The sequence below is a fragment of the Streptomyces niveiscabiei genome (assembly GCF_033794345.1).
GTDB classification, from domain to species: domain Bacteria; phylum Actinomycetota; class Actinomycetes; order Streptomycetales; family Streptomycetaceae; genus Streptomyces; species Streptomyces niveiscabiei.
Genome location: NZ_JARAYJ010000011.1, coordinates 223027 through 247779 on the forward strand (window position 1 = coordinate 223027; position 24753 = coordinate 247779).

Sequence of the window (24753 nt, forward strand, 5' to 3'; positions counted from 1 at the left end):
CGCACGCCGCCTGGTGGCGCGAGCGCTCCGGCGGCGCGGAGGGCGCCCCGCCGGGGACGCGGCACAGACCCGCCCCGTCACGCCGCAAGGAGGCGCGTGAACCCGGACCGTGTAGTCCTCGACCCCCTCGTCCGACGGCTCGTCGACGCCTCGGCCGGCCCGCCCTACCTGCACCGCATCGGCCCCGTCGACGGCCGCCAGGCCCTGCTGGAGATGCAGGGGCACCCGGACGACGACCTCGACGCCGAGTTCCGCGTCGCCCCCGTCGGCCCCTCCGGGCTCGTCGGCTTCTGGCTCTTCCGCCCCCGCCGCACGCCCGGCCCCCACCCGGTCGTCGTCTACCTGCACGGCGGCCGGTGGATGCTGGGCGACGCCCGCACCCACGCCCGCCTCACCGGCGAACTCGCCGACCTCAGCGGCGCCGCCCTCGTCGTCCCCGAGTACACCCGCACCCCCGAGGCCCGCTACCCGGTCGCCCTGGAGGAGGCGTACGCCACCCTCACCTGGATCGCCGGACAGGCGGACACCCTGGGCCTCGACGGCCGCCGGCTCGCGGTCGCCGGGGACTGCGCGGGCGCCACCCTGGCGACCGCCCTCACCATGACCGCCAAGCGGCGCGGCGGCCCCCGCATCCGCGCGCAGCTCCTGTACTGCCCGATGACCGACCCCGCCGGCGACACCGAGTCCGCGCAGCGGTTCGCCTCCGGCTACGTCCTCACCCGCGACGCGGTCGCCTGGTACTGGCAGGAGTACGCCGACGACCCCCACGACCTCACCGAACCCACCGCCGCCCCCCTGCGCGCCACCGAGCGCGACCTCGCCGGACTCCCGCCCGCCCTCGTCGTCTCCGCCGAGGCCGACGTCGTCCGCGACGAGGGCGAGCAGTACGCGCGCCTGCTGCGCCGCGCGGGCGTCCCCGTGACCGCCGTGCGCTACCTGGGGACCGTGCACGACTTCGTCTCCCTGAACTTCCTGCGCGACAGCCCGCCCACCCGGGCCGCGATCGGGCAAGGGGCCCGGTTCCTCGCGTCGGCGCTGGGACAGTCGACTTACTGATGCGCCGGGGCGGGGCCGCTTGCCAGGCTGACGGAGCAGATCACCCCACCGTCCGCCCACCCCGCCCGAACACCAGGGAGACCCTCATGTCCGATGCCGTGGACCCGGTACTGGAGCCCGCCGCCCGCGCCTTCGCGGAGGCCACCGCCAACCCGCCGTACCTCTTCGAACTGCCGCCGGCCGAGGGCCGCGAGGCCGTCGACGACGTCCAGTCCGGCGAGATCGACAAGCCCGCCGTGGACGAGGAGTGGGTGACCGTCCCCGGCGGCCCCACCGGCAGTGTCCGCGCCCGCATCGTCAAGCCCGCGGGCGCTGAGGGCACCCTGCCGGTCGTCGTGTACATCCACGGCGCCGGCTGGGTCTTCGGCAACGCCCGCACCCACGACCGGCTCGTGCGCGAACTCGCCGTCGGCGCGGGCGCGGCCGTCGTCTTCCCCGAGTACGACCTCTCGCCCGAGGCCCGCTACCCGGTCGCCGTCGAGCAGAACTACGCCGTCGCGCGCTGGGTCGTCGAACAGGGCGCCGGGCACGGCCTGGACGCCGCGCGGATCGCCGTCGCCGGGGACTCCGTCGGCGGCAACATGACCGCCGCGCTCACGCTGCTCGCCAAGGAGCGCGGGGACGTCCCGCTCGTCCAGCAGGTGCTGTTCTACCCGGTGACCGACGCCGCCTTCGACACCCCCTCCTACCACCAGTTCGCCACCGGCTACTTCCTGCGCCGCGACGGCATGCGGTGGTTCTGGGACCAGTACACCGCCGACGAGGCCGACCGCGCGCAGATCACCGCGTCCCCGCTGCGCGCCACCACCGAGCAGCTCACCGGGCTGCCGCCCGCCCTCGTCATCACGGCCGAGGCCGACGTCCTGCGCGACGAGGGCGAGGCGTACGCCGCGAAGCTGCGCGAGGCCGGGGTCGCGGTCACCGCCGTGCGGTTCCAGGGCATCATCCACGACTTCGTGATGCTGAACGCCCTGCGCGGCACCCAGGCCGCCGAGGCCGCCATCACCCTGGCGACGGACACCCTGCGCACCGCCCTCCACTCCTGAGGAGAACACCCGTATGTCCACTCCCACCGTCGTCCTCGTCCACGGCGCCTTCGCGGACGCGGCCAGCTGGTCCGGCGTCGTCGCCGAACTCACCGCCCGGGGAATCCCGGTGACCGCCCCGCCGAACCCCCTGCGCGGCCTCGCCTCCGACGCCGCGTACATCGCGTCGGTCGCCGCCCAGACCGAAGGGCACGTCGTCCTCGTCGGCCACTCCTACGGCGGCGCGGTCATCACCGTCGCGGGCGCCGCCGAGAACGTCGTCGGCCTCGTCTACGTCGCCGCCTACACCCCCGAGGAGGGCGAGAGCCTCGGCGGACTCCAGGGCCGCTTCCCGCTGTCGCCGCTGGTGAGGAACCTGCGCGAAAGGTCGTACCCGACCGGGGACGGGACCACCGCGACCGAGGTCACCATCGAGGCCGAGGCGTTCCCGGAGATCTTCGCCGCCGACGTCCCCACCGCGACGACGTCCATCCTCGCCGTGTCCCAACGCCCGCTGGCCGCCGCCGTGTTCGGGGAGACGGCGAGCACCGCCGCCTGGCACACGAAGCCCTCCTGGGCGATCGTCGCCGCCGCCGACCAGGCCATCAACCCCGACGTCCAGCGCTTCGGCGCCGAACGCGCTGGCGCGAAGGTCACCGAACTCGCCGGCGCCTCCCACGCGGTCGCGGTGTCACGGCCGAAGGAGGTCGCGGACGTGATCCGCGAGGCGGTGCGGGCCACAGCCTGAACGATCCCCACCGGCAGGGGGCGCCTACCACCCCCTGCCGTACGGCCCCGGAAACCTCAGCGCCCGGCGACGGCTTCCACCAGCCTCCTGATGTCCGCCAGATCCGCCGCGAACTCGGCATCCAGATCCAGCGGCAGATCCAGCCAGGACGCGAGCCTGCTGTGCGCGGGAAGATCCCCCTCCGGAAGCCGTCCCCGCCGTCCACGCGGATCAACGGTGCCGGGGGAGAAGCGCCCGGACGCCTCCGACGCCGCGAACCCGATGACGAACGTGCTGATCAGCCGCTCCAGGCGCGGTACCTGAGGCTCCGGGACCCCGGCCTCGACGAGGGCCGCGTAGATCAGGTCCACCGCGCGCACGGCGTCCGGGGTGACGGCGGGGCGGGAGAAGAGGAGCTGCGCGGCCCACGGATGACGCCGGGTCACCTCGCGGACGGCGTGCGCGAGGACGGCGAGCCGCTCGTCCCAGGGCCGCTCCTCGACGGCGCCCGGCGCCAGCGCGACCAGGAGCCGGCCGAGCATGCCGTCCAGCAGCGCCGCCTTGTCCCTGACATGCCGGTACAACGCCATCGGCGTCACCCCGACCCGGTCGGCCAGCGCCCGCATCGACACCGCTTCCAGCCCGCGCTCGTCGGCGATCGCCAGCGCCGCGTCCAGGATCTCTTCCCGCCTGCCGCTCATAGGTCTACAGTGTAGACGTGTACACCGTACACATCATGGGAGGCAGACATGCTCACCGCGACAGGACTGGTGAAGTCCTACGGCCCGCGCCGCGCGCTCGACGGCTTCGACCTGACGGTCGCCCCCGGCGAGATCGTCGGCCTGATCGGCCACAACGGCGCCGGCAAGACGACCTTCGTCGAAACCGTCACCGGCCTGACCGACCCCGACGCGGGCCGCCTGCGCATCGGCCCCTACGACACCCCGCGCGCCGCACGCCACCTCCTCGGCGTCGCACCCCAGGAACTCGCCCTGTACGGCACCGTCAGCGCCCGCGAGAACATCCGCCTCCTCGCGGGCCTCGCCGGCCTGCGCGGACGGCACCGGGACGCCGAGACCGCCCGCGTCCTGGAGGAACTCCACCTCGCGGACGTCGCCGACCGCCCCACCGGCGCCCTCTCCGGCGGCCAGCGCCGCCGCGTCCAGGCCGCCGGCGCCCTCGTCGGCTCACCCCCGCTCCTGCTGCTGGACGAGCCGACGGCGGGCGCCGACCCGGAGACCCGTACGGCACTCCTCGACGCCGTCAAGGCCCGCGCCGCCGCCGGTGCCGCCGTCGTCTACACCACCCACTACCTTCCCGAACTCGTCGACCTGGACGCCACGTTGGCGCTCGCCCGCGACGGCCGCGTCATCGCCCGGGGCACCCAGGAGGCCCTCACCCGCGACCTCCCCGGCGAACTCCGCGTCACCTTCGCCACCGGCCCCGAACACCGCGCCCCCACCAAGACCCCCGCCGCCGACCTCGCCGCCCTCCTCGCCACCGGCCGCACCCCCGTCACCGTCGACGTCCGCCGCCCGAGCCTCGACGACCTCTACCACTCCCTGGAAGCGACCGCCCGATGACCCGCCTCGCCGTCCTCGTCCGCCACAACACCCTCCTCATGCTGCGCGAACCCGGCCCCCTCCTCAGCCGCATGATCCTCCCCCTGGTCTTCCTCACCCTGCTGCGCCCGCTCTACGTCTCCGCGCAAGGCCCGCGCGCGGGCACCGAACAAGCCGTCGTCAGCACCCTCGTCACCTTCTCCCTCCTCGCCCTCAGCATCTCCGGCAGCGCCATCCTCACCGAACGCCTCGCCCGCACCTGGGACCGCCTGCGCGCCACCCCCCTGCGCCCCGCCGAACTCCTCGCGGGCAAATCTCTCCCGGTCCTGGCCGCCCTCCTCACCCAACAACTCCTGATCCTCGCCGCGGGCGTCTGGTTCTTCGCCCTCCGCATCCCCCACCCCGCCCTCCTCCTGACCGTCCTCTTCACCTGGAGCTGCACCCTCCTCTCCCTCGGAGCCCTCCTCGGCGTCCTGGCCCGCACCATGAGCGAACTCTCCGCGGCCTACGACATCGGCGGCATGCTCCTCAGCACCGTGGGCGGCGCCTTCGTCCCCCTCTCCTCCCTCCCCGCCTGGATCGCCACGATCGCCCCCGCGTCCCCCGGCTACTGGGCAGCCCGCGGCCTGCGAGCCGCCCTCTCCGGCAACCCCGCCGCCGTCCTCACGACCTGCGCCGTCCTCCTCACCATGACAACCCTCTTCGCCACCCTCGCCTCGACCCGACTCCGCACCCGCAGCGGACGCCTGGTGGCGCTGTAGGGGCACGCCCACATCAGCACGTTTCACGTGAAACAACGTCAAATACTGCCCTCCACCCCGTAAGAGCGCTACCGTGCGGGTCCACCCCCACCCCCACCCCCACCCAGGACCCCCCATGCGCCGCCGAACCCTCCTCGCCACGGCCCTGGTAGCCGCAGGCGCCCTCGCCGCGAGCCCCCGCACGAACCCCGCCCGCACCGACATCCTCTTCATCGGCGCCCACCCCGACGACGAGGCCCAGAACCTCTCCACGTTCGGCCATTGGCGAGAACAGCACGGCCTGACGACCTCCGTCCTCACGGTCACCCGAGGAGAGGGCGGCGGAAACGCGACAGGCCCGGAGGAGGGCGCCGCGCTGGGCCTGCTCAGGGAGACCGAGGAGCGCACGGCGACCGCGTACGCGGGCATCGAGAACGTCTACTACCTCGACAAGCCCGACTTCTGGTACACCCTCTCGGCACCCCTCACCGCAAGGATCTGGAACGCCCACGACACCCTGCGCGGCATCGTCCACCTGATCCGCCGGACGACTCCCCACACGGTCGTCACGATGGACCCCCGCCCCTTCGGCCAGCACGGCGCGCACCAACTCTCCGCCCGCCTGGCCATCGAGGCGTTCTGGAAGGCCGCCGACCCGACGGCGTTCCCCACCCCGGACCTCGCCCCCTGGCACCCCCGCCGCCTCCTCGCCCAGAACGCCGCCTTCCAGCACCTCCTGGGCCCGGACGCCCCGAGAACCCGCCGCACCGACCCCGACACCGGCCTCCCCGTGATCGGCGTCTGGTCCGGCACGCCCTCCCGTGAACACCGCACGACCTGGGCCCAGGCCGAACGCCACGCGTCCCGCGCCTACCGCACCCAGGGCTGGTCCGCCCTCCCGCCCGAGGTCCCCCACGACCCGGCACACCTGGACTCGGACTGGTTCACCGTACTGGCCGAGGACACCCACCCGATCGAGGCCCCGATCCACGACCAGCCCGAACTGCGCCCCCTGTACGCCGAGTTCCGCGACTGGACCCACCGCACCGGCCTCCCCTGGCTCGCGAACAACGCCCAACCCGCCTACCCGCCCCGCCCGACGACCACGATCCCCGAGGCCACCCGCCCCCCGACCCTGAACGGCACAGAAGCCGAATACCCCGGCCCTGAACTGCCCCTCACCCACTGGCAGGGCGACACCCCCACGGCACAGGACTGCTCGGCCACCGCCCGGCTCACCCGCCACGCCGACGACCTGTACGTCCTGGTCCGGGTCCGGGACGACAGGCGCGGCGCACCCCTGGCCGAGACCGACGTCAAACGCCACTGGCGCACCGACTCCGTGGAGATCGCCATCGACCCCCGAGGCGACGCCGACGACACCTCGACCACCTTCAAAACCGGCATCGTCCCCCGCACCACCCCCCACGGACACCCGGCAGCCGAACGCGACGCCGACAACCACCAGGGCCCGGCACAGCCGACCGTGGCCGCCCACACCACACCCCAGGGCTACACGATCGAGGCGAAGATCCCCCTCACGGACCTCCCCGCACCCCCCGACCCCGACCGCTTCGCCCTCAACATCCTCGTCTACGACTCCGACACGGACGACCGCACCGGCCAGACCCGCCTGGCCTGGTCCCCGTACGGCAGCCCCCAGGCCGACCCGTACGTCTGGGGGACGGCCCGCCTGACCGGCTACACCCCGCCCTCGATGCCACGGACACCCCCGCGCATCCCCACGGAGGCGGCCCGCAGCACCGACTCCCCGGCGTCCCGGTCCCAGTCCCGCCGCACCGGAGTCCCGCTCCCGCAACGCTAGTTGGGCGCCCCCGGCGGCACCCGCGGCAACGGCTCCAGCCGCACCGAAGCGGGATCGGCGAGGAACGAGGTCACCAACTCGGCGGCATCCCGCCGGCGTTCCCCCGACTCCCCGGCGAACCGCCGCAGGACGGACCGCACCTCGGCCCGGACAGGAGCATGCAGCCCGTCCCCGGCAAGGACATGCAGAACATGCTGGAGGACGGCCCAGTCGGCGGTGTGCTGCACGGCCGTACCCGCGGGCACGTCCGCCGACACCGCGTCCGTACGCCCCCAGGTGGCCGACAGCATCGCGTCGAGAACGTCCGCCACCCCAGGCACCGAGGCATCGACCGCATGCTGCCAGGCCACCCGGTTCAACCGGGCCGGATCCAACAGGACCTCGCTCACCAGGGTCACCGCGACCCGCACGGCACTGAAGGGATCGAACACCCGCCCGGCGGACGTGTCGTAGTACTGACCGCTGCGCTCGTACCGGATGGCGGGCGGCGTCAGCACGCCCAACACGCTCTCGGGCAAGCCGAGTTCCTCGGCCCGCAGCAACCGGACGAGCCGCCCCAGCGCCGCCCGCTGAACCTCCGCCTCGACGACGACCGTCCCCACCCCGCCGTCCCCGGCGACCCCGTACCCGTACCGCACCCCGCCGACCAGCCGCCCGACAGCCGTCACCTCGTGCCGGTGCAGCAGATGCAGCAGCACGGCCCGCTCCTCCAGCTCCCCGGTCTGCCGGTCGGGCGGCAGCACACCGCGCGAGAACCCGGCGAGCGCGATCCGCCGCACCCGCAGGATGTGCTCCAGCGCGGGCAGCGCGTCCCCGGCGGTCACCCACGGCACCCCGTCGGCATGCGCGGCCCCGGGCCCGTGCCCGTCCTCGTCGGTGACGTACGCGAGATGCCGGAACTCCTCCCGCAGCCCGGCGAGCTGCGCGTCCGACAGGTCGCCGTACGCGTGCCGCACGAGGAAGTGGTCCCAGGGCCCGAGACCGACCGCGTACGCGTCACCCAGGTCCAGGGTCCCGTCCGCGTTCACGCCGATGCGGGCGTGCGGATAGTCCATCACCGATGGACGCACGTGCGTCGTGCTGGCGTAGTTGTGCATGAACCCGAGCGCGTGCCCGATCTCGTGCGCGGCGAGCTGCCGGATGCGCGCGAGCACCAACTCCTCGACAGCGGCGAGCCGTTCGGCCTCGTCGGGGCGCCCGTACGGCGCGAGGAGCGCCTCGCCGAGGGCCCGCACCTGCTCGACCCGCTGCGACCCGAGCCGCACCCGCGCGTGCAGCACCTCCCCGGTGCGCGGATCGGTGAGCCCCTGCCCGAGCGACCACCCGCGCCCGGCCCGGTGCACCCACACCACCCCGTTCACCCCGGGCTCGTACGGGTCGAAGTCCGCGCCGCCGGCCTCCACCCGGTACGCCTCGGGCAGCCCGATCGCGGCGAACCCCTCCCGCCACCAGTTCCCGCCCTCGACGACCGCCGACCGCAGCGGCTCCGGCACGGCGGGATCGACCTGGAACACGACCGCCGCGGCCCCCTCCCCGACCCGGAACCGGGGCTGGACCTTCACCTGCCGCCCACCGAGCCCGTGATCGACGTACCCGACGCCGTACCCGCCGGACGCGGGGTGGTAGCTCCGCGCGGGCATCGGCGCCTCGGGCAGCGGGACGAGGTTGAGCTGCTGGACGACGCTGAGCGCACGCGGATCGGCGGCGACCGCGCGCACGGCCGCACCCCGGCCGGGCCCCCGGAACGTCAGCAGCGCCGGCAGCCGCACACCGCGCGGCGACGCGGACGCGGCCAGCGCGACGCTGGTCGGCTCGTCGAGGACGTACTCGCCCTGCCCCTGCTCGGCGAGATGCCCGGCGACCCGGTCGTGGTCGTACAGCGCGAGCCCCGTCGCGTCCACGACGACCAGCCCGCCCTCCTCCCGCAGCACCGGCCCGCTCCACACCACGGACAGCGCGAACGACTCCGCCCCGGCCCGCACGGCGGCGGCATCCCCCGTACTGAGGAAATGCTTGTTGCGCACGGCGAACAGCACCCGCTCCCCGGCCCGCCGGAACTCCGCCAGCCGCGCCTTGCCCGCCCGCCCCCGGTCGAGCCACAGGTCGCTGGAGCCCAGGCCCTGCGAGAGGGAGACGGTCAGGAGGAACGGCTCGTCGAACCGGCGGATGCCCAGCAGGGGGCGCCCTTCGGGGTCCGGGACGAGGTCGAGGAAGCCGGGCATGGTGGAACCTTTCATCAGGTGAGGAGGCCTCTACAGCGGCGTACGGGCCGGCGCGGCGAGCAGGCGATGGTGGTGCGCGAGCCGCGCCTCGTGGATCTCCAGGATGTCCCGCGCCGGCCCGCCGGCCCCGGCATGCCCCGGCCGAGTTCACGCAGTTCACCCGGGTATCCGCTTGTATCCGCAGGCACACGCACCCACGATGAAGTGTATGAGCCCTCACCGGCAATCCCTCCCGGACCCCCAGGAAACGGTCGACCTGCTGTCGGCGCTGATCCGCAACGCCTGCGTCAACGACGGCACCCCGGCCCCGGAGTCCGGCGGCGAGGCACGCACCGCTGACACCCTCGCCGACTACTTCTCCGACTCGGCCGTCGAGACCGAACGCGTCGAACCCGTCCCCGGCCGCGTCACCACCCTCTTCCGCGTCCCCGGACACGACCCGAAGGCCCCCGCGCTGACGCTCCTCGGCCACACCGACGTCGTCCCGGCCGACCCGCGCACCTGGACCCGGGACCCGTTCAGCGGCGACGTCCGCGACGGCATCGTGTGGGGGAGAGGCGCGATCGACATGCTCAACCTCACCTCCGCGATGGCCGTCGTCACCAAGGCCGTCTCCCGTACGCCGCACCGGCTCGCCGGAGACCTGGTGTTCGCGGCCGTCGCCGACGAGGAGGCCGGCAGCCGCTACGGCGTCGGCTGGATCGCCGAGCACGCCCCCGCCCTGCTGCCCTGGGACCACGCCCTCACCGAGAGCGCGGGCGCCCACGTCGGCCCCCGCGCGGTCACGGTCACCGTCGGCGAGAAGGGCGCCTTCCCGCGCCGCCTGCACGTCCGGGGCAGCGCGGGGCACGGCTCGATGCCCTGGGGCAGCGACAACGCCGCCCTCCTCGCCGCCGAGGCCGCCCTCAGAGTGGCCCGCCACCGCACCCCGGCCCGCACCGACGAACGCTGGCACGACTTCGTCCACGCCGCCCACCTCCCCGCCGACGTCACCGCCGGGCTCCTGGACCCCGACACCCTGGACGACCACCTCGTCCACCTCGGCGACAGCGCCCGCTTCGCCCACGCCCTCACCCACCTCACCTTCGCGCCGACCGTCCTGAAGTCCGGCGACAAACTCAACGTCATCCCCTCCACGGCCGTCGTCGAGGTCGACGTACGCTCCCTGCCGGGCCAGGACGACGACGAGATCGACGCCGAACTCCGCACCGCCCTCGGCGACCTGGCCGACCGCGTCGAGATCGAGCACCTGTCCCGCCGCACCGCCTCCGCGTCCCCCGCGGGCCGCCTGTACGACGTGCTGGGCACCGCGATCCGCCACCAGCTCCCCGGCGCCGAGATCCTCCCCACCCTCACCGCGGGCGGCACCGACGCCCGCTTCGTCCGCGACGCCGGGGGAGTGGCGTACGGCTTCGGCGTGTATGCGCCCGGCTGGGACGTCGGCAAGACCCGCAAGCTCTTCCACGGCGACGACGAACACGTCGACGTCGAGAGCCTCCACCTCACGACCCGCGCACTCGACGAGGTGGTCCGCGTCTTCCTGGGCTGAACGGCATGGGCGGGCCCGCAGCCCTCGATCCCGGACGACGGCCGCACCGGACCCGGCGTCGTGCCCGGGGCACCTCCCCGCTCAGCCGCTGAGCGCGGCCAGCGCCCGTCGCGTGACCTCCTCCGGCGCCGCCGCGATGACCCGCTCCAACGCCCCCAGCGACGCCTGGAGTTCGGCGATCGACCCCGCGATCCGCTCCCGCTCCCGGTGCAGATCGGCGACGAGGTCCGGGCACGTCGGCACCAACCCCTCCGGCGTATCGCGCAGGCACGGCAGGATCGCGCCGATCGTCGCGGTACTGAGCCCGGCGGCGAGCAGCGAGCGGATACGCCGGACGGTGTCGACATCGTCGGCCGCGTACTCCCGGTACCCGCTGGGCCGCCGCGCGGGACACAGCAACCCCTGCTCCTCGTAGTACCGCAGCAGCCGCTCGTGCACCCCGGTCCTGCGAGACAACTCCCCGATACGCACCGGCGGTTCCCCCTCCGCTTGACTCTCACACCGATGTCAGAGTCTAGCGTCGGGGGCGAACGAGATCGACGCCCTCCCGGAGGAGTACGCACCATGCGAGCAGTGCAGATCGACCACCACGGCGGCCCCGAGGCCCTCACCGTCCGAGAGGTCCCCGACCCGGTCCCGGCCCCCGGCGAGGTCCTGGTCCGGACCGCCGCGAGCAGCCTCAACCCGGTCGACTGGAAGACCCGCGCGCAGGACGTCGGCCCCGCCCTCCCGGCCACCCTCGGCTGGGACCTCTCCGGCACGGTCGTCACCGCGCACGACGCCCCCTTCGAGCCCGGAGACCAGGTCGTCGCGATGTCCGCCCAGATCGCCACGGCCCGCGGCACCTGGTCCGAACTGGTCGCCCTGCCCGCCCACTTGCTCACCCACGCCCCCACCACGGTCCCCCTCGCGGACGCCGCCGCCCTCCCGCTGGCCGGCGTCACCGCCGTACAGGCCCTCGACAAGGCGGCTCCGACGGAAGGCGCCCGCCTCCTCGTCATCGGCGCCGCCGGAGCCGTCGGCGGCCTGGCCGTCCAGCTCGCCCGCCACACCGGCGCCGACGTCGACGCCCTGGTCTCCCGCCCCGCCCACCGGGAGGAGGCCCACGCCCTCGGCGCCGTACACGTCACCCACACCCTCACCGACCTGCGCCCGGCGACGTACGACGCGATCCTCGACACCGCGGGCCTGGACGCGGGCCACCTCCTGGCCCCCGGCGGCCGGTACGTCTCGATCGCCGACGAACCCCTCCCGGACGTCCCCGGCGCGACCAAGAGCTACGTCCAGGAGAACGCGGCCCATCTCGCCCGCCTCGTGTCCCTGGTCGACAAGGGTGACCTGCGCCTGCGGATTGCCGCCCGCCACCCGGTCGACCAAGTCCGCGCCGCGCACGAGGAGTTCGAGGCCGGGGGAGTCCTCGGGAAGATCCTCCTCACGTTCTGAGGAAGCCGCAGGAGGACCCCGCCCGCCGCCCGCGCAGGCTCCCGCGCCGCCGTGTGCCGCGCCTCGACGGGGGAAGGGCACACCCTGCCACGGGAGTTGCGGCTCCCTTGCGGGAGTTCCCGCTCCCTCGCGGGAGGTCGGGCTCCCTCACGGGTCCTCCACCCCCTCCAACTCCCGCACATACCTATCCAGTTCACCGGCCCCGCCCAGCAACGCCCGCCCCCGCACGGCCAGCCGCCCCCGCCACTCCCGCAGCAACCCCCCGAGCGGCTCCACCCCGCCCGCCGCCCGCACCTGCGTCATCACCGGCGCGATCCGCTCCAACAGGTAACCCCCGCGCCGGAGTTGATGCACCAGCCGCGCATCCCGCACCGCGCCCGCGTCGTACACCCGATACCCGGTCGCCGCATCCCGCACGGGCCGCACCAGCCCGGCGCGCTCCCACTTGCGCAACGTCGCCGGCCGAACCCCCAGCCGCGCGGCGAGCGGCCCGATGAACACCCCGCCCGCCTCGTCCACCGGCGTGAGATCCCCGAGCGCCCCCTCCACGGCCTCCAGCGTGCGCCGGTCGTCGAGCAACTGCGCATGACTGCCGTCGACGATCCGCAGCGCCCCGTCGACGTCCCCCGCGTTCACGGCCCGCATGATCGCCGAGGCCGTCGCGTGCCCGTGCCCCGGCACCAGCGCGAGAAACGCCCTGAGTGCCCTCGCGTGTACGGCCGTATAGACCCGGTACCCGTGAACCGTCCGCTCGGCGGCGGGAAGGATGCCGTCCGCCTCGTAATTGCGCACGGCCTGCGGGGAGATCCCGTGCCCCCGCGCCAGATCGACCGGCCGCAGCTTCCCGCCCGTTTGAAGGTTACGTACCATGTCCCCGCCGAGATTCAGCAAAAGTCTCCACCGAAGGTTCAAAGATACCGTTGACGGCATGGTCACCGACATCAAGGACACCGCCCGTCCCGTCGAGGCACGAGCCATCCTCGGCCTCCTCCCCACCCGCCCGAGACTCCTCGCCCTCGGCGAACCCACCCACGGCGAGAACACCCTCCTCGACCTCCGCAACGACGTCTTCCGCCAGCTCGCCGAAGACGAGGGCTACCGCACCATCGCCATCGAGAGCGACTGCCTGAAAGCCCTCCTCGTCGACGACTACGTCACCACCGGCACCGGCACCCTCGACGACGTCATGACCCACGGCTTCAGCCACGACTGGGGAGCCCACCGCGCCAACCGCGACCTCGTACGCTGGATGCGCGCCCACAACGAGACCCGCCCCGCCGCCGAACACGTCCGCTTCGCCGGTTTCGACGGCCCCTTCGAAATCACCCACGCGCAAAGCCCCCGCGAGGCCCTCACCGCCCTCCACACCCACCTCGCCCTGGACACCGGCGACCTCGACCGCCTCCTCGGCCCCGACACCCGCTGGACCGACGAGGCCGCGATGCTCGACCCCGCCCGCTCCCCGGGCCGTTCCCGCGAGGCGCGCCAACTACGCCTGATGGCCGACGACTTGACCGCCCTCCTCGACCACCGGCCCCACTCGGCGCGGGCCGACCTGTACGCCCGCACCGCCACCGCCCTCCTGCGCTACCACCACTGGATGGCCGACCCCACCCCCGACCGCATGAGCCGCCTGTGCGCCCAGCGCGACGCGACGATGGCCCACAACCTCCTCGCCCTCGCCGACCGGGGCCCCACCTTCGTCCACGCCCACAACGCCCACCTCCAGCGCGAGAAGAGCTCGATGCGGATGTGGCAGGGCCGGGCCGAGTGGTGGAGCGCGGGCGCCCTCGTGGACGCCCGCCTCGGCGAGGACTACGCCTTCGCGGCGACAGCCCTCGGCACCCTCCACCACCGGGGCGTCGACACCCCGCCCCCGGACACCCTGGAAGGCCACCTGCACGAGGTCCCGCACGACCGGTACGTCGTCGACCCCGCCCACCTCCCGGGCGCCCGCCCCCGCGAGTCCCCCTGGTTCGGCTACGCCCCCCTCGACCCGGCCCACCTGCCGGCCATCGACGCCCTCGTGTACGTCAGGGACGTCTAGGACTTCGCGAGCCCGGCGACCTCCTGCGCGCTCAAGGCCCGCCCGTACACCCGGAAGTCCCCGAGCGTCCCCTTCAGATAAGGGGCGGTGCCGTACTGCGACCGCCCCAGATACGCGCCGCGGATATGGTTCGCGAAGTACCGGGGCTCCGAGTACGCCTTGGCGTCCCGCCCGACCTCCTTCCCGTCGACGTACAGCACCAGAGCACGCCCGGCGTACGTCACCGCGACATGCGCCCACCGCCCCACGGCCAGCGCATCGGCGTCGACCTGCTGCTCCCCGGACGCGCCGAGCGTGCTCACCGCGAACCGCAGCTTCCCGTCGTCGGTGCGCGGCGTGAGGAACAGGTACGCGGTCTCCCCGGTCCCGATGTCGAACACCCGCGCCCCCGGCTCGGGTTGGGCATCGAGCCGCACCCGCACCGCGACCGTGTAGGCGGACGCCCCGGCGAGGAGGTCGTCCGCGAGACGGACGTACCCGTCCTTCCCGTCGAGCACCACCCCGGACGGCGACCAGGAGGCGCCGCCCGCGAGCCGGGCGGCCTTCCCGTTCCCCGTGGCGTCCCCGGCGACCGTCCCCGACGTCTCGTCGAACCGGTGGTGCACGGCGAACGCCGGGGGAGGCGCGGGGAGTTCACCGGTGATCCAGTACACGTTGTAGCGCTGGTGATGCACCCGCGCGACCGGCAGCAGCGTCACGTCCTTGCCGTCGGCCCGCGCGGTGAACCGCAGCGGATCGGCCGACTCCTGCCGCACGGAGCCGAGTTCGAGACGCGGCAGCCACCAGTTCAGGGTGTCGCCGTAGGCGCCGGCGAGGACGATCGGCCCGTGCACGAGGGCGCGGACGTCCGGGTCGTCGGGCGCGGGCTCGGCGACCGTCCGCATCGGCAGCGACAGCTCGACCCGGTCGCCGGCGCACCACAGCCGGTCCAGGACGAGCCAGCCACCGGGACGCGGACGGTGGGGGAGGGGCCGCCCGTTGAGGGTGGCACGCGCGCCGGACGCCCAGGCGGGAACCCGGATCTGGAGCCGGTGCGCGGCACGCCCCGAGGTCACGGTGAGGGTCGTCGCGGACTCGTCGGGGAACCGCGTCGTCTGCCGCCACGTGATCCCCTTCTCCCGCCAGGTCACCTCCGACGGGATGAACAGGTTGACCAGCAGCCGCTGTTCGTCGTGCGCGTACACGGTGTCGGCGAACTTGGCCTGCGTCTCCATGCCGGTGCCGTGGTCGCAGGAGAAGTTGCCGTAGTCCGTCGAGTACGCGTTCTCGTCCTCGCCCATGAACCAGGGCTGCTGCTTGAACGCCATCGGGTTGAGGTCGGTGTAGTAGATGTTGAAACCGTGCGCGGAGTCCGGGTCCTGCTCACCCAGCATCTGGTTGAACAGGGTCCGCTCGTAGTGGTCGAGCAGCTCCGTGCGCTCCGGCGCGTGGAAGTGCAGCAGCCGGGTCAGCTTCAGCATGTTGTAGCTGTTGCAGTTCTCGCAGGTGAGCTCCCCGATCCGGCCCGCTATCGCGTCCGGGGGCCCGAAGGACTCCCTGCTGCTGTTGCCGCCGATGACGTACGTGTGGTGCCCGACGACGATCCGCCAGAAGTTCTCCGCTATCGCCCGGTACCGCTCGTCGAGCCCCTCCTCCCACATCCGCAGCGCGCCGGTCGCCTTCGGGATCTGCGTGTTCGCGTGCAGCCCCGCGAGCTGGTCCTCGTTCCTGGCCAGCGGCCCGTACACCTCGGCGTCCGCGAACCGCTCGGCGACCGTGAGCCACCGCCCGTCACCGGTGAGGGCGTGCAGATCCGCCAACGTCTCCTGGATGCCCCCGAACTCGGCCCACAGCGCCTGCTGCATCTCCTCGTACGACAGCCGCCCGGTACGCCGGTCCAGCCACCCGGCCATCCCCAGCACCACGTCCAGCGCCTGCCCGTTCCCGGCCAGCCGGTACTGGTCCACCAGCCCCGCCATGATCTTGTGGAGCGTGTAGTACGGCGCCCACACCCATTCCTCGGCCGCCTCCAGCCGGTCGAAGAACTCCTCGGGGAACGCCGACAGGTACCCCTTCCCGAACCCCGCCTTCGGCGACGCCGCCTGGCACTCGGCCAGCGCCGCGACCAGCGCCCGCCCCTTGGCCCGCAGCTCCTCGTCCCCGGTGTTCGCGTAGGTCAGCGCCAGCCCCGACAGCAGGTGCCCCGTCGAATGCCCTCGCAGCTCCCGGTCCGGCGCCTCCCAGCCGCCGCACGGCTCGGCGGCACTGTGCAGCCCGACGTTCAGCCGGAATGTGTGCAGCAGCCGGTCGATGTCGACGAAGCGCAGATAGGCGGTGTTGCGCCGCTGGTTCGCCCGGAACGGACTGTCCAGCAGAGCGACCGCATCGAGCGGGAACGGCCGGACGGGCCCGCTGCCCCCGACCTTGCCGGCCCCGGCCTCGCCGCTCGCGGCCCGCGCCGCCGTCGGGCCCGCTCCCAGGGCGAGCGCCGTGGCGCCGCCCAGCGCCAGGACCTGCCGTCTGCCGAAGGGATACCTGTCCACAACTGCCTCCGCGCGGCCAGCAGCCGCATAAGCTTGAAACTTAATACACTGTGCGGAGTGCATGATTCCGATAATTCCTTCCAGGATCAAGGCGGTTGGCACCCACGCCCCGGCACAGAAAAACGCAGGGCGCCGTTTCTAGGACAGAAACCGTCCTAGAAGCCCTCTACCTTCACTCTCACCCCACCGACGAACCCACCGAGGGAGACCCCATGCTGCGCGGCGTCACCACCGTCCGCTTCCACACCACCGACCTCGACGCCGCCAAACGCTGGTACACCCAACTCCTCGGCATCGAGCCCTACTTCGACCGCCCCGGCTACGCCGAGTACCGCATCGGCGACTACGAACACGAACTCGGCCTCCTGGACACCCGGTACACGCACACCCTCGGGTCCCACGCCCACACCCCGGCCACCGGCGCGGTGATCTACTGGCACGTCGACGACGCCGAAGCCGCCCTCACCCGCCTCCTCACCCTCGGAGCCACCCTCCACGAACCCCTCCGCGAGTTCGGCGACGGCTTCACCGGCGCCTCGGTCACCGACCCCTTCGGCAACGTCCTCGGCATCATGCGCAACCGCCACTACACGGAGATCCTCACCTCACGCCAGCAGCCGTAGCATCACCTCGACCGGCAGCGAGGGATTGGCGGCGGCAGCCTCCGCCACCTTCCCGTCCTCATGCCCGAGCAACTCCACGATCACCTCCACCGGCAGAGCGGGATGCCCAGCGGCCACCCGCCGCGCCCGCGCCTCCCCCAGACACGCCACCAGAGCCGCTCCCCTCGCGTCCGCCCGCCCCGCCACCGCCCGCAACACCCTCCCCACGGGCGCCACCTGGAGCGCCAACTCCTCCAACAACCCCCACGGCACATCCGGATTGACCGCCACCTGAGCCGCGACCCGCACCCCGTGCCGCTCGACCATCCCCCTCAACCGCCCCTCGGACAGCCCCGGATGCCGCGCGACAGCCTTCACCACCTTCGCATCCGGATCGACGGCCAACGCATCCCGCACCGCCTCCGGCAGATCCGACCGATGAGCCACCAACGCCCGCACCGACGAACTCCCCGACGCCGCCAACTCCTCCACCTCGCCCCGACTCGCAGCAGCCACCCTCGGCAACAACTCCGCACCGACCTTGGAGACCCCCGCGACCGACACCAGCACATCCAGCGGTACGGCAGGATTCCGCGCGAGCTTTCGCACCACGGAGACGTCCTCGTCTCCGGCCAGCAGACGCGCCACCGCCTCCCCGACCGCCGGATTCCCGGCGACCGCACCGCGCACACCAGGGCACGCGTCCACCGCGAGTCGCGCGTACACCTCCTGCGGCATGCCACCCCGCTCGGCCACCCGCCACCGCATCCGCCCGTCCGGATGATCGGCGAACCCGACCGCAGCCCCGGCAGACGTACCCGGATTCCCCAAGGCCGCGTGACGGGTCCAGTGGACGAACCACTGATGCGACCCGTCACAAGCGGCTCCGGACGGCAGATCGCAGTCGGGCCGCAGACAGTCGGCGGGATGGACGAAAGGAACGTCCACCCGCTCACAGACCACACACCACCGCACCGGAGGCAACCCCACCCCCGTGACCAGCATCTCCAGCACCTCGGGCGGAGTCCGCGGATTGTCCGCGACCGCCATCCGCACATCCGCGTGCGGATGCCGGGCCAGCCCCGCCGCCACCTCGGCCGACGCGAACCACGCAAGCTCGGCGACCACCGACACATCGACGTCCCCGGCGAGCCGCTCGACCACATCGTCCGGAAGCCCCGGACAACTCGCCAGCTTCCTCCGATGCTCGACAACCGGATCACAGGCGACGACCCGAGCCCACTCCACATCACCCAGCCCCTGATCGAGCATCGCGATCGCGGCCCGCGGCTGACTCACCGGATCGACATCACCGACCGCCAACCTCCCCGCCCACGCCAGCGACAGAACGGCATCCTCCCCCCGCCCCGCCAGCGCGACCACCTGATCCCGACTCAGATCCCCTCGCTCGGCAAGCACCCCGACGACGTCATCGTCAGCGAGCCCGATCAACCGATCGACCAACCCACCCGGCAACCCGGGATTCGCCGCGAGCCCGCATAACACATCATCCACAGCAGGCATCGTGCCCGAATCCCACCCCACAGTCCCCGCAATTTTCCCCACACCCCGGATGATGTGCTCACCACACGACCCCGACGCGAGGACAAGGGAAGGGCCCCGATGAAACTGCACACCCAGGAATGGGGAACAGGCCCCCGAACCGCCGCCCTGATCCACGGCATCATGTCCGACCACCGCACCTGGCACCGCGTCGGCCCAGCCCTCGCCGCCCAGGGCTACCGCGTGATCGCCGTCGACCTCCGAGGCCATGGCGCCAGCCCCCGAGGCCCCTACAGCGCCGAATCCTGGGCCGACGACCTCACCGAAACCCTCCCGCCCGACCTGGACCTGGCGCTGGGCCACTCCCTCGGCGCCATGGCCCTCGCCCTCGCCGTAGAGCGCCTGACGCCCGCACGAGCCGTCTACGCCGACCCCGCCTGGGCCCTGCACCACGGAAGAACCGTCGACCCCGCCGTCTACACGAACCTCAAACACGCCACCCGCGAGACCCTCGCCGCCCTCAACCCGGGCTGGACCACCACCGACCTGGACATCGAACTGGCCACCCTCGCCTCCTGGGACCCGGACACCACCCGCGCGGTCTTCGGCCCGGGCGCCCTCGACCGCACCCCCACCCACCCGGCCGTCCCCTCCCTGGTCCTGACGGCCGACCCCAGCCCCCTCGTCAGCCCCGCACTCGCAACCCGCCTCAAAGAACAGGGATTCGAGGTCAGACCCGTCACCGGCACCGGCCACACCATCCACCGCGACGACCACGACGCCTTCATGAACTCCCTGGACGGCTGGATCTGACCCCCGCTCCGGCCCCCCGCCCCCGAAGAGACCACGATCACAACCACACCGAGGGAAAGGTCACAGCCACGCCCTCTGCTGCTCCTTCGTGCCCGTGTCCTAGCATCCGAGCATGACGGTCCTGCCTGACGACGGGCTCGAACTGGCCGCCGAGTTCCCTGACGTACCCCATGAGCAGTGGCAGCGCCTGGTGGCGGATGTCCTGCGCAGATCGGGCAAGGACGTCGAGGGAACCGCGGCCGAGGAAGCCCTGTCCACCGCGCTGGAGGACGGGCTGAGCACCCGCCCCCTCTACACCGCGCACGACACAGCCCCCGACCCCGGCCTGCCCGGCTTCGCCCCGTTCACCAGGGGTTCGAAGCCGCAGGGCAGTACCGTCGGCGGCTGGGACGTACGTCAGCGTCATACGTCGCCGGACAACGCGGCCGTCCTGACAGACCTGGAGAACGGCGCCACGTCCCTGTGGCTGGCCGGCCTCCCGCCACAGGACCTCGCCCCGATGCTGGAGGGCGTGTACCTGGACCTGGCCCCGATCGTGCTGGACGCGGGCGCCGAAACAGCCGAGTCGGCAAGGGAGTTGCTGCGCCTGTGCGACGCGGCGGGCGTCGCGCGGGGAGCGGTGCGGGGCAACCTGGGCGCGGACCCGCTGGGGTTCGAAGCCCGTACGGGCGAGCGGGCTGACACCCCGTCGGCGGACCTGGCCCGCCTGTGCACCGACGAGTACCCGGGCCTGCGAGCGCTGACGGTGGACGCGCTGCCGTTTCATGAGGCGGGTGGTTCGGCGGCCCAGGAGCTGGCGTGCTCCCTGGCCACGGCGGTCGCCTACCTCCGCGACCTGACGAACTCCGGCCTGACGGTCGTTCAGGCATGTGCCCAGCTGGAGTTCCGGTACGCGGCCACGGCCGACCAGTTCCTGACGATCGCGAAGCTGCGGGCGGCCCGCCGCCTGTGGTCCCGCGTGACGGACGTCTGCGGCGCCCCGTCCCCCCAGCTCCAGCACGCGGTCACGTCTCCGGTGATGATGGCGCGTCGTGACCCGTGGGTGAACATGCTGCGGACGACGGTGGCGGCGCTGGCGGCGGGCACGGGGGGCGCGGACGCGGTGACCGTCCTCCCCTTCGACGAGCCCCTCGGCCTCCCGGACGCGTTCGCGCGCCGCATCGCCCGCAACACCTCCACGATCCTGATCGAGGAATCCCACCTGTCCCGCGTCATCGACCCGGCGGGAGGTTCCTGGTACGTGGAGCGCCTGACGGACGAACTCGCCCACGCCGCCTGGGAGTTCTTCCAGGGCATCGAGCGCGACGGCGGCATCCCCGCGGTCCTGCGCTCGGGCCGCCTGGCCGACGACCTCGCGACGACGTGGGCCGAGCGCTCGAAGAAGCTCGCGAAGCGCCGCGAACCGGTCACCGGGGTGAGCGAGTTCCCGCACCTGACGGAGAAGCCCCTGCCCCGCCCGCCCGCCCCCGACCCGCTGTCGGGCGGCCTGCCGCGCGTACGCCGGGACGACGCGTACGAGACGTTGCGCGCCCGTTCGGACGCGCACCTCGCCGCGACGGGCACCCGCCCCCGCGTCTACCTCGCGGCGCTGGGCCCGGCAGCCGTCCACACCGCCCGCGTGTCCTTCGCGGCGTCCCTGTTCCAGGCGGGCGGCATCGAACCGGTCACCGAGGGCACGTTCCAGGAGAGCGGCACGAGCGAGGCGTGCCTGTGCTCCAGCGACGCGGTGTACGAGGAGAAGGCGACCGAGACCGCCGAGACACTGAGGTCCGAGGGCGCGGCCCACGTGTCGCTGGCGGGCCGGGGCGCGTACCCGGGTGTGGACACGTACGTTTTCGCGGGCTGTGACGCGGTCGCCGTGCTGACCGCCGCCCTGGACCGTTTGGGAGTGGCGTGATGGGGATCCCCGACTTCTCCGGGATCGGCCTGGGCGTGCCGTCGCCGGAGGCGACCGCGGCCGACTGGGACGCGGCGGTGAAACACGCGGCGGGCGGCGACGTCCCGCTGTGGGAGACCCCCGAGGGCATCGGGGTGAAGCCGCTGTACACGGCGCACGACCTGGAGGGCCTGGACTTCCTCTCCACGTACCCGGGCGCGGCACCGTTCCTGCGCGGCCCTTACCCGACGATGTACGTCAACCAGCCCTGGACGGTCCGCCAGTACGCGGGATTCTCCACGGCGGAGGAGTCGAACGCGTTCTACCGCCGCAACCTGGCGGCGGGCCAGAAGGGCCTGTCGGTGGCGTTCGACCTGCCCACGCACCGGGGCTACGACAGCGACCACCCGCGCGTCACCGGCGACGTCGGCATGGCGGGCGTGGCGATCGACTCGATCTACGACATGCGCCAGCTCTTCGACGGCATCCCGCTGGACCGCATGAGCGTGTCGATGACGATGAACGGCGCGGTCCTGCCCGTGCTGGCCCTCTACATCGTGGCGGCGGAGGAACAGGGCGTACCGGCGGAGAAACTCGCGGGGACCATCCAGAACGACATCCTCAAGGAGTTCATGGTCCGCAACACGTACATCTATCCGCCGGGCCCGTCGATGCGGATCATCTCGGACATCTTCGCGTTCACCTCCCAGCGGATGCCGCGCTACAACTCGATCTCGATCTCCGGCTACCACATCCAGGAAGCGGGCGCGACGGCCGACCTGGAGCTCGCCTACACCCTCGCCGACGGCGTCGAGTACATCCGCGCGGGCCGCGAAGCCGGCCTGGACGTCGACGTGTTCGCCCCCCGCCTGTCGTTCTTCTGGGGCATCGGCATGAACTTCTTCATGGAGATCGCGAAACTCCGTGCCGCGCGCCTGCTGTGGGCGAAACTGGTGCGGCAGTTCGACCCGCAGAACGCCAAGTCCCTGTCCCTGCGCACCCATTCACAGACCTCGGGCTGGTCCCTGACGGCGCAGGACGTCTTCAACAACGTGACCCGCACCTGCGTCGAGGCCATGGCCGCGACCCAGGGGCACACCCAGTCCCTGCACACCAACGCCCTGGACGAGGCCCTCGCCCTGCCCACGGACTTCTCGGCCCGCATCGCCCGCAACACGCAGCTGCTCATCCAGCAGGAGTCGGGCACGACCCGCGTGATCGACCCGTGGGGCGGCAGCGCCTACGTGGAGCGCCTGACCTACGACCTCGCGCGCCGCGCGTGGCAGCACATCCAGGAGGTCGAGCAGGCGGGCGGCATGGCCCGCGCGATCGACGAGGGCATCCCGAAACTCCGCGTCGAGGAGGCCGCCGCCCGCACACAGGCGCGGATCGACTCGGGCCGCCAGCCGGTGATCGGCGTCAACAAGTACCGGGTCGCCTCGGACGAGGAGATCGAGGTCCTGCGCGTCGACAACTCCGCCGTCCGTACCCGCCAGATCGAGAAACTGCGCCGCCTGCGCGCCGAGCGCGACGAGCAGGCGTGCCGCGACGCCCTGGAGGATCTGACCCGCGCGGCGTCCGGCGAGGGCAACCTCCTGGAACTCGCGGTGCGGGCCGCCCGCGCGAAGGCGACGGTGGGGGAGATCTCCGACGCCCTGGAGAAGGTGTTCGGCCGCCACGCCGGCCGGGTCCGTACGATCGCGGGTGTGTACCGCAACGAGGCAGGCGAGTCGGCGAACGTGGAACGCACCCGCGCCCTGGTGGACGCCTTCGCGGAGGCGGAGGGCCGGCGCCCCCGCATCCTGGTCGCGAAGATGGGCCAGGACGGGCACGACCGGGGCCAGAAGGTCATCGCGACGGCCTTCGCCGACCTCGGTTTCGACGTCGACGTCGGCCCCCTCTTCCAGACCCCGGCGGAGGTGGCCCGCCAGGCGGTGGAGGCGGACGTCCACATCGTCGGCGTGTCCTCCCTCGCCGCCGGCCACCTCACCCTCGTACCCGCCCTGCGCGAGGAACTCGCCGCGGAGGACCGCGACGACATCATGATCGTGGTCGGCGGAGTGATCCCCCCGCAGGACGTCCCGACCCTCCTGGAGATGGGCGCGGCGGCGGTCTTCCCGCCGGGGACGGTGGTCCCCGACGCGGCCCACGACCTCGTGGAGCGCCTGGCGTCCGGCCTCGGGCATGCCCTGTGACGGACGTCGCCGCCTACGTCAAGGGCGTCCTGGAGGGCAAGCGCGCGATGATCGCGCGCGCGGTCACCCTGGTCGAGTCGGTGCACCCCCGCCACCGCGCCCCCGCCCAGGAACTCCTGACGGCCCTGCTCCCGCACAGCGGCCACTCCCGCCGCATCGGCATCAGCGGCGTCCCCGGTGTCGGCAAGTCGACGTTCATCGACGCGTTCGGCTCGATGCTCACCGGCAGGGGACACCGGGTCGCGGTCCTCGCCGTCGACCCGTCCTCGGCCCGTACCGGCGGCTCCATCCTGGGCGACAAGACGCGGATGGACCGCCTGTCGGTGGACCCGGCGGCGTTCGTGCGCCCGTCCCCGACGTCGGGCACGCTCGGCGGGGTGGCGCGCGCGACCCGCGAGTCGATGGTGGTGATGGAGGCGGCCGGGTACGACGTCGTCCTGGTGGAGACGGTGGGTGTCGGCCAGTCGGAGACGGCGGTCGCCGACATGACGGACTCCTTCCTCCTCCTCACCCTGGCCCGCACGGGCGACCAGCTCCAGGGCATCAAGAAGGGTGTCCTGGAACTCGCGGACGTGATCGCGGTGAACAAGGCGGACGGCCCCCACGAACGCGACGCCCGCACCGCGGCCCGTGAACTGTCGGCGGCCCTGCGCCTGATGCACCCGCGCGACGCGGCCTGGAGGCCGCCGGTCCTCAGTTGCAGCGCCCGCGAGGGAACGGGCCTGGACACCCTGTGGGAGCGCCTGGAGCAGCACCGCACCCTCCTGCACTCCACGGGCCGCCTCGCGGCCCGCCGCCAGGAGCAGCAGGTCGCGTGGGCGTGGTCGATGGTCCACGACGCCCTCCTGACGCGCCTGCACACACACCCCGCAGTCCGGGCCCTGACCCCCGAGGTGGAGGCGGAGATCCGCACCGGCACCCTGCCCCCGGCACTGGCGGCGGACCGCATCCTGAAAGCCTTCGGCGCGTCGGACACCTGAACACACCCCCCTTCCGTGCGCGACACGTACGCCATACGTACGCGATAGGTGCGCTTCACGCTAGGG

Annotated in this window: 20 protein-coding genes; 14 read left to right on the forward strand and 6 right to left on the reverse strand. The window is 72.9% G+C overall.

The genetic code is table 11. The features are described from left to right. Positions 1–96 precede the first annotated feature (96 nt). From PV682_RS18160 to PV682_RS18170, 3 genes are all read left to right on the forward strand, one after another. Entirely contained in the window at positions 97–1056 is a 960-nt protein-coding gene (locus PV682_RS18160; RefSeq protein ID WP_319730982.1) for an alpha/beta hydrolase, read from the forward strand. Positions 1057–1142: 86 nt separating this feature from the next. Then, complete coding sequence (locus tag PV682_RS18165; RefSeq protein ID WP_319730984.1) at positions 1143–2102, forward strand: alpha/beta hydrolase; 960 nt, start codon at positions 1143–1145, stop codon at positions 2100–2102. Between the two features lie 13 nt (positions 2103–2115). After that, positions 2116–2829 (forward strand): alpha/beta fold hydrolase, encoded by a 714-nt coding sequence (locus PV682_RS18170; protein WP_319730987.1) that lies wholly within the window; start codon positions 2116–2118, stop codon positions 2827–2829. Between the two features lie 56 nt (positions 2830–2885). On the opposite strand, the gene PV682_RS18175 is transcribed toward PV682_RS18170, so the two are convergent. Then, on the reverse strand, positions 2886–3509 hold the full coding sequence (locus PV682_RS18175) for a TetR/AcrR family transcriptional regulator (RefSeq protein WP_319730989.1): 624 nt from the start codon (positions 3507–3509) through the stop codon (positions 2886–2888). Between the two features lie 48 nt (positions 3510–3557). On the opposite strand from PV682_RS18175, the gene PV682_RS18180 reads away from it, so the two are divergent. The 3 genes from PV682_RS18180 (at position 3558) to PV682_RS18190 (ending at position 6935) form a co-directional block, all read left to right on the forward strand. Next, positions 3558–4391, forward strand: coding sequence for an ABC transporter ATP-binding protein (locus PV682_RS18180; RefSeq protein WP_319730991.1), 834 nt, complete (start codon positions 3558–3560; stop codon positions 4389–4391). Then, the gene (locus PV682_RS18185; protein ID WP_319730993.1) at positions 4388–5131 is read left to right on the forward strand and encodes an ABC transporter permease; all 744 of its coding nucleotides are present in this window, start codon (positions 4388–4390) and stop codon (positions 5129–5131) included. The genes PV682_RS18180 and PV682_RS18185 overlap by 4 nt, the downstream gene beginning before the upstream one ends. Before the next feature lie 115 nt (positions 5132–5246). Next, a complete protein-coding gene (locus PV682_RS18190; RefSeq protein ID WP_319730995.1) occupies positions 5247–6935 on the forward strand; it encodes a sugar-binding protein in 1689 nt (562 codons plus the stop codon). Here the strand turns inward: PV682_RS18190 and PV682_RS18195 are convergent. Next, the gene (locus PV682_RS18195) at positions 6932–9157 is read right to left on the reverse strand and encodes a zinc-dependent metalloprotease (RefSeq protein ID WP_319730997.1); all 2226 of its coding nucleotides are present in this window, start codon (positions 9155–9157) and stop codon (positions 6932–6934) included. The genes PV682_RS18190 and PV682_RS18195 overlap by 4 nt on opposite strands. A gap of 208 nt (positions 9158–9365) precedes the next feature. On the opposite strand from PV682_RS18195, the gene PV682_RS18200 reads away from it, so the two are divergent. Then, positions 9366–10706 carry a M20/M25/M40 family metallo-hydrolase gene (locus tag PV682_RS18200; protein WP_319730999.1) on the forward strand — a complete coding sequence of 447 codons (1341 nt, stop codon included), beginning with the start codon at positions 9366–9368 and terminating at the stop codon, positions 10704–10706. 81 nt (positions 10707–10787) lie between these two features. Here the strand turns inward: PV682_RS18200 and PV682_RS18205 are convergent, their stop codons facing one another. Beyond that, positions 10788–11177: a MerR family transcriptional regulator gene (locus tag PV682_RS18205; protein ID WP_319731001.1), complete on the reverse strand. Its 390-nt coding sequence runs from the start codon at positions 11175–11177 to the stop codon at positions 10788–10790. Between the two features lie 93 nt (positions 11178–11270). Between PV682_RS18205 and PV682_RS18210 the strand changes: the two genes are divergently transcribed. Continuing rightward, positions 11271–12149, forward strand: a complete 879-nt coding sequence (locus tag PV682_RS18210; protein ID WP_319731003.1) for an NADP-dependent oxidoreductase — start codon at positions 11271–11273, stop codon at positions 12147–12149. 147 nt (positions 12150–12296) lie between these two features. Here the strand turns inward: PV682_RS18210 and PV682_RS18215 are convergent, their stop codons facing one another. Beyond that, positions 12297–13019 (reverse strand): TioE family transcriptional regulator, encoded by a 723-nt coding sequence (locus PV682_RS18215; protein WP_319731005.1) that lies wholly within the window; start codon positions 13017–13019, stop codon positions 12297–12299. A gap of 58 nt (positions 13020–13077) precedes the next feature. On the opposite strand from PV682_RS18215, the gene PV682_RS18220 reads away from it, so the two are divergent. Next, the gene (locus tag PV682_RS18220) at positions 13078–14196 is read left to right on the forward strand and encodes an erythromycin esterase family protein (RefSeq protein ID WP_319731007.1); all 1119 of its coding nucleotides are present in this window, start codon (positions 13078–13080) and stop codon (positions 14194–14196) included. On the opposite strand, the gene PV682_RS18225 is transcribed toward PV682_RS18220, so the two are convergent. Continuing rightward, positions 14193–16718 (reverse strand): glycoside hydrolase family 127 protein, encoded by a 2526-nt coding sequence (locus tag PV682_RS18225; RefSeq protein WP_319731010.1) that lies wholly within the window; start codon positions 16716–16718, stop codon positions 14193–14195. The genes PV682_RS18220 and PV682_RS18225 overlap by 4 nt on opposite strands. A gap of 212 nt (positions 16719–16930) precedes the next feature. Here PV682_RS18225 and PV682_RS18230 point away from each other — a divergent pair, with 212 nt between their 5' ends. Next, positions 16931–17341 carry a VOC family protein gene (locus PV682_RS18230; protein ID WP_319731012.1) on the forward strand — a complete coding sequence of 137 codons (411 nt, stop codon included), beginning with the start codon at positions 16931–16933 and terminating at the stop codon, positions 17339–17341. On the opposite strand, the gene PV682_RS18235 is transcribed toward PV682_RS18230, so the two are convergent. Further along, on the reverse strand, positions 17324–18844 hold the full coding sequence (locus tag PV682_RS18235; protein WP_319731014.1) for a hypothetical protein: 1521 nt from the start codon (positions 18842–18844) through the stop codon (positions 17324–17326). The two genes, PV682_RS18230 and PV682_RS18235, sit on opposite strands and share 18 nt — an antisense overlap. A gap of 99 nt (positions 18845–18943) precedes the next feature. Here PV682_RS18235 and PV682_RS18240 point away from each other — a divergent pair, with 99 nt between their 5' ends. From PV682_RS18240 to meaB, 4 genes are all read left to right on the forward strand, one after another. Further along, positions 18944–19636, forward strand: coding sequence for an alpha/beta fold hydrolase (locus tag PV682_RS18240; protein WP_319731016.1), 693 nt, complete (start codon positions 18944–18946; stop codon positions 19634–19636). A gap of 112 nt (positions 19637–19748) precedes the next feature. Further along, positions 19749–21533 carry a methylmalonyl-CoA mutase subunit beta gene (locus tag PV682_RS18245; protein ID WP_319731018.1) on the forward strand — a complete coding sequence of 595 codons (1785 nt, stop codon included), beginning with the start codon at positions 19749–19751 and terminating at the stop codon, positions 21531–21533. Continuing rightward, positions 21533–23707: a methylmalonyl-CoA mutase gene (gene scpA / locus PV682_RS18250; protein ID WP_319731021.1), complete on the forward strand. Its 2175-nt coding sequence runs from the start codon at positions 21533–21535 to the stop codon at positions 23705–23707. The genes PV682_RS18245 and scpA overlap by 1 nt, the downstream gene beginning before the upstream one ends. Further along, the gene (meaB, locus tag PV682_RS18255; RefSeq protein WP_319731022.1) at positions 23704–24687 is read left to right on the forward strand and encodes a methylmalonyl Co-A mutase-associated GTPase MeaB; all 984 of its coding nucleotides are present in this window, start codon (positions 23704–23706) and stop codon (positions 24685–24687) included. Before scpA ends, meaB begins: the two co-directional genes overlap by 4 nt. Positions 24688–24753 lie beyond the last annotated feature (66 nt).

Coding starts and splice junctions, on each gene's coding strand:
- PV682_RS18245 (WP_319731018.1), top strand. CDS start 19,749: ATGACGGTCCTGCCTGACGACGGGCTCGAACTGGCCGCCGAGTTCCCT.
- PV682_RS18190 (WP_319730995.1), top strand. CDS start 5,247: ATGCGCCGCCGAACCCTCCTCGCCACGGCCCTGGTAGCCGCAGGCGCC.
- scpA (WP_319731021.1), top strand. CDS start 21,533: ATGGGGATCCCCGACTTCTCCGGGATCGGCCTGGGCGTGCCGTCGCCG.
- PV682_RS18185 (WP_319730993.1), top strand. CDS start 4,388: ATGACCCGCCTCGCCGTCCTCGTCCGCCACAACACCCTCCTCATGCTG.
- PV682_RS18220 (WP_319731007.1), top strand. CDS start 13,078: ATGGTCACCGACATCAAGGACACCGCCCGTCCCGTCGAGGCACGAGCC.
- PV682_RS18165 (WP_319730984.1), top strand. CDS start 1,143: ATGTCCGATGCCGTGGACCCGGTACTGGAGCCCGCCGCCCGCGCCTTC.
- PV682_RS18215 (WP_319731005.1), bottom strand. CDS start 13,019: ATGGTACGTAACCTTCAAACGGGCGGGAAGCTGCGGCCGGTCGATCTG.
- PV682_RS18235 (WP_319731014.1), bottom strand. CDS start 18,844: ATGCCTGCTGTGGATGATGTGTTATGCGGGCTCGCGGCGAATCCCGGG.
- PV682_RS18180 (WP_319730991.1), top strand. CDS start 3,558: ATGCTCACCGCGACAGGACTGGTGAAGTCCTACGGCCCGCGCCGCGCG.
- PV682_RS18210 (WP_319731003.1), top strand. CDS start 11,271: ATGCGAGCAGTGCAGATCGACCACCACGGCGGCCCCGAGGCCCTCACC.
- PV682_RS18240 (WP_319731016.1), top strand. CDS start 18,944: ATGAAACTGCACACCCAGGAATGGGGAACAGGCCCCCGAACCGCCGCC.
- PV682_RS18175 (WP_319730989.1), bottom strand. CDS start 3,509: ATGAGCGGCAGGCGGGAAGAGATCCTGGACGCGGCGCTGGCGATCGCC.
- PV682_RS18230 (WP_319731012.1), top strand. CDS start 16,931: ATGCTGCGCGGCGTCACCACCGTCCGCTTCCACACCACCGACCTCGAC.
- PV682_RS18195 (WP_319730997.1), bottom strand. CDS start 9,157: ATGCCCGGCTTCCTCGACCTCGTCCCGGACCCCGAAGGGCGCCCCCTG.
- PV682_RS18170 (WP_319730987.1), top strand. CDS start 2,116: ATGTCCACTCCCACCGTCGTCCTCGTCCACGGCGCCTTCGCGGACGCG.
- PV682_RS18200 (WP_319730999.1), top strand. CDS start 9,366: ATGAGCCCTCACCGGCAATCCCTCCCGGACCCCCAGGAAACGGTCGAC.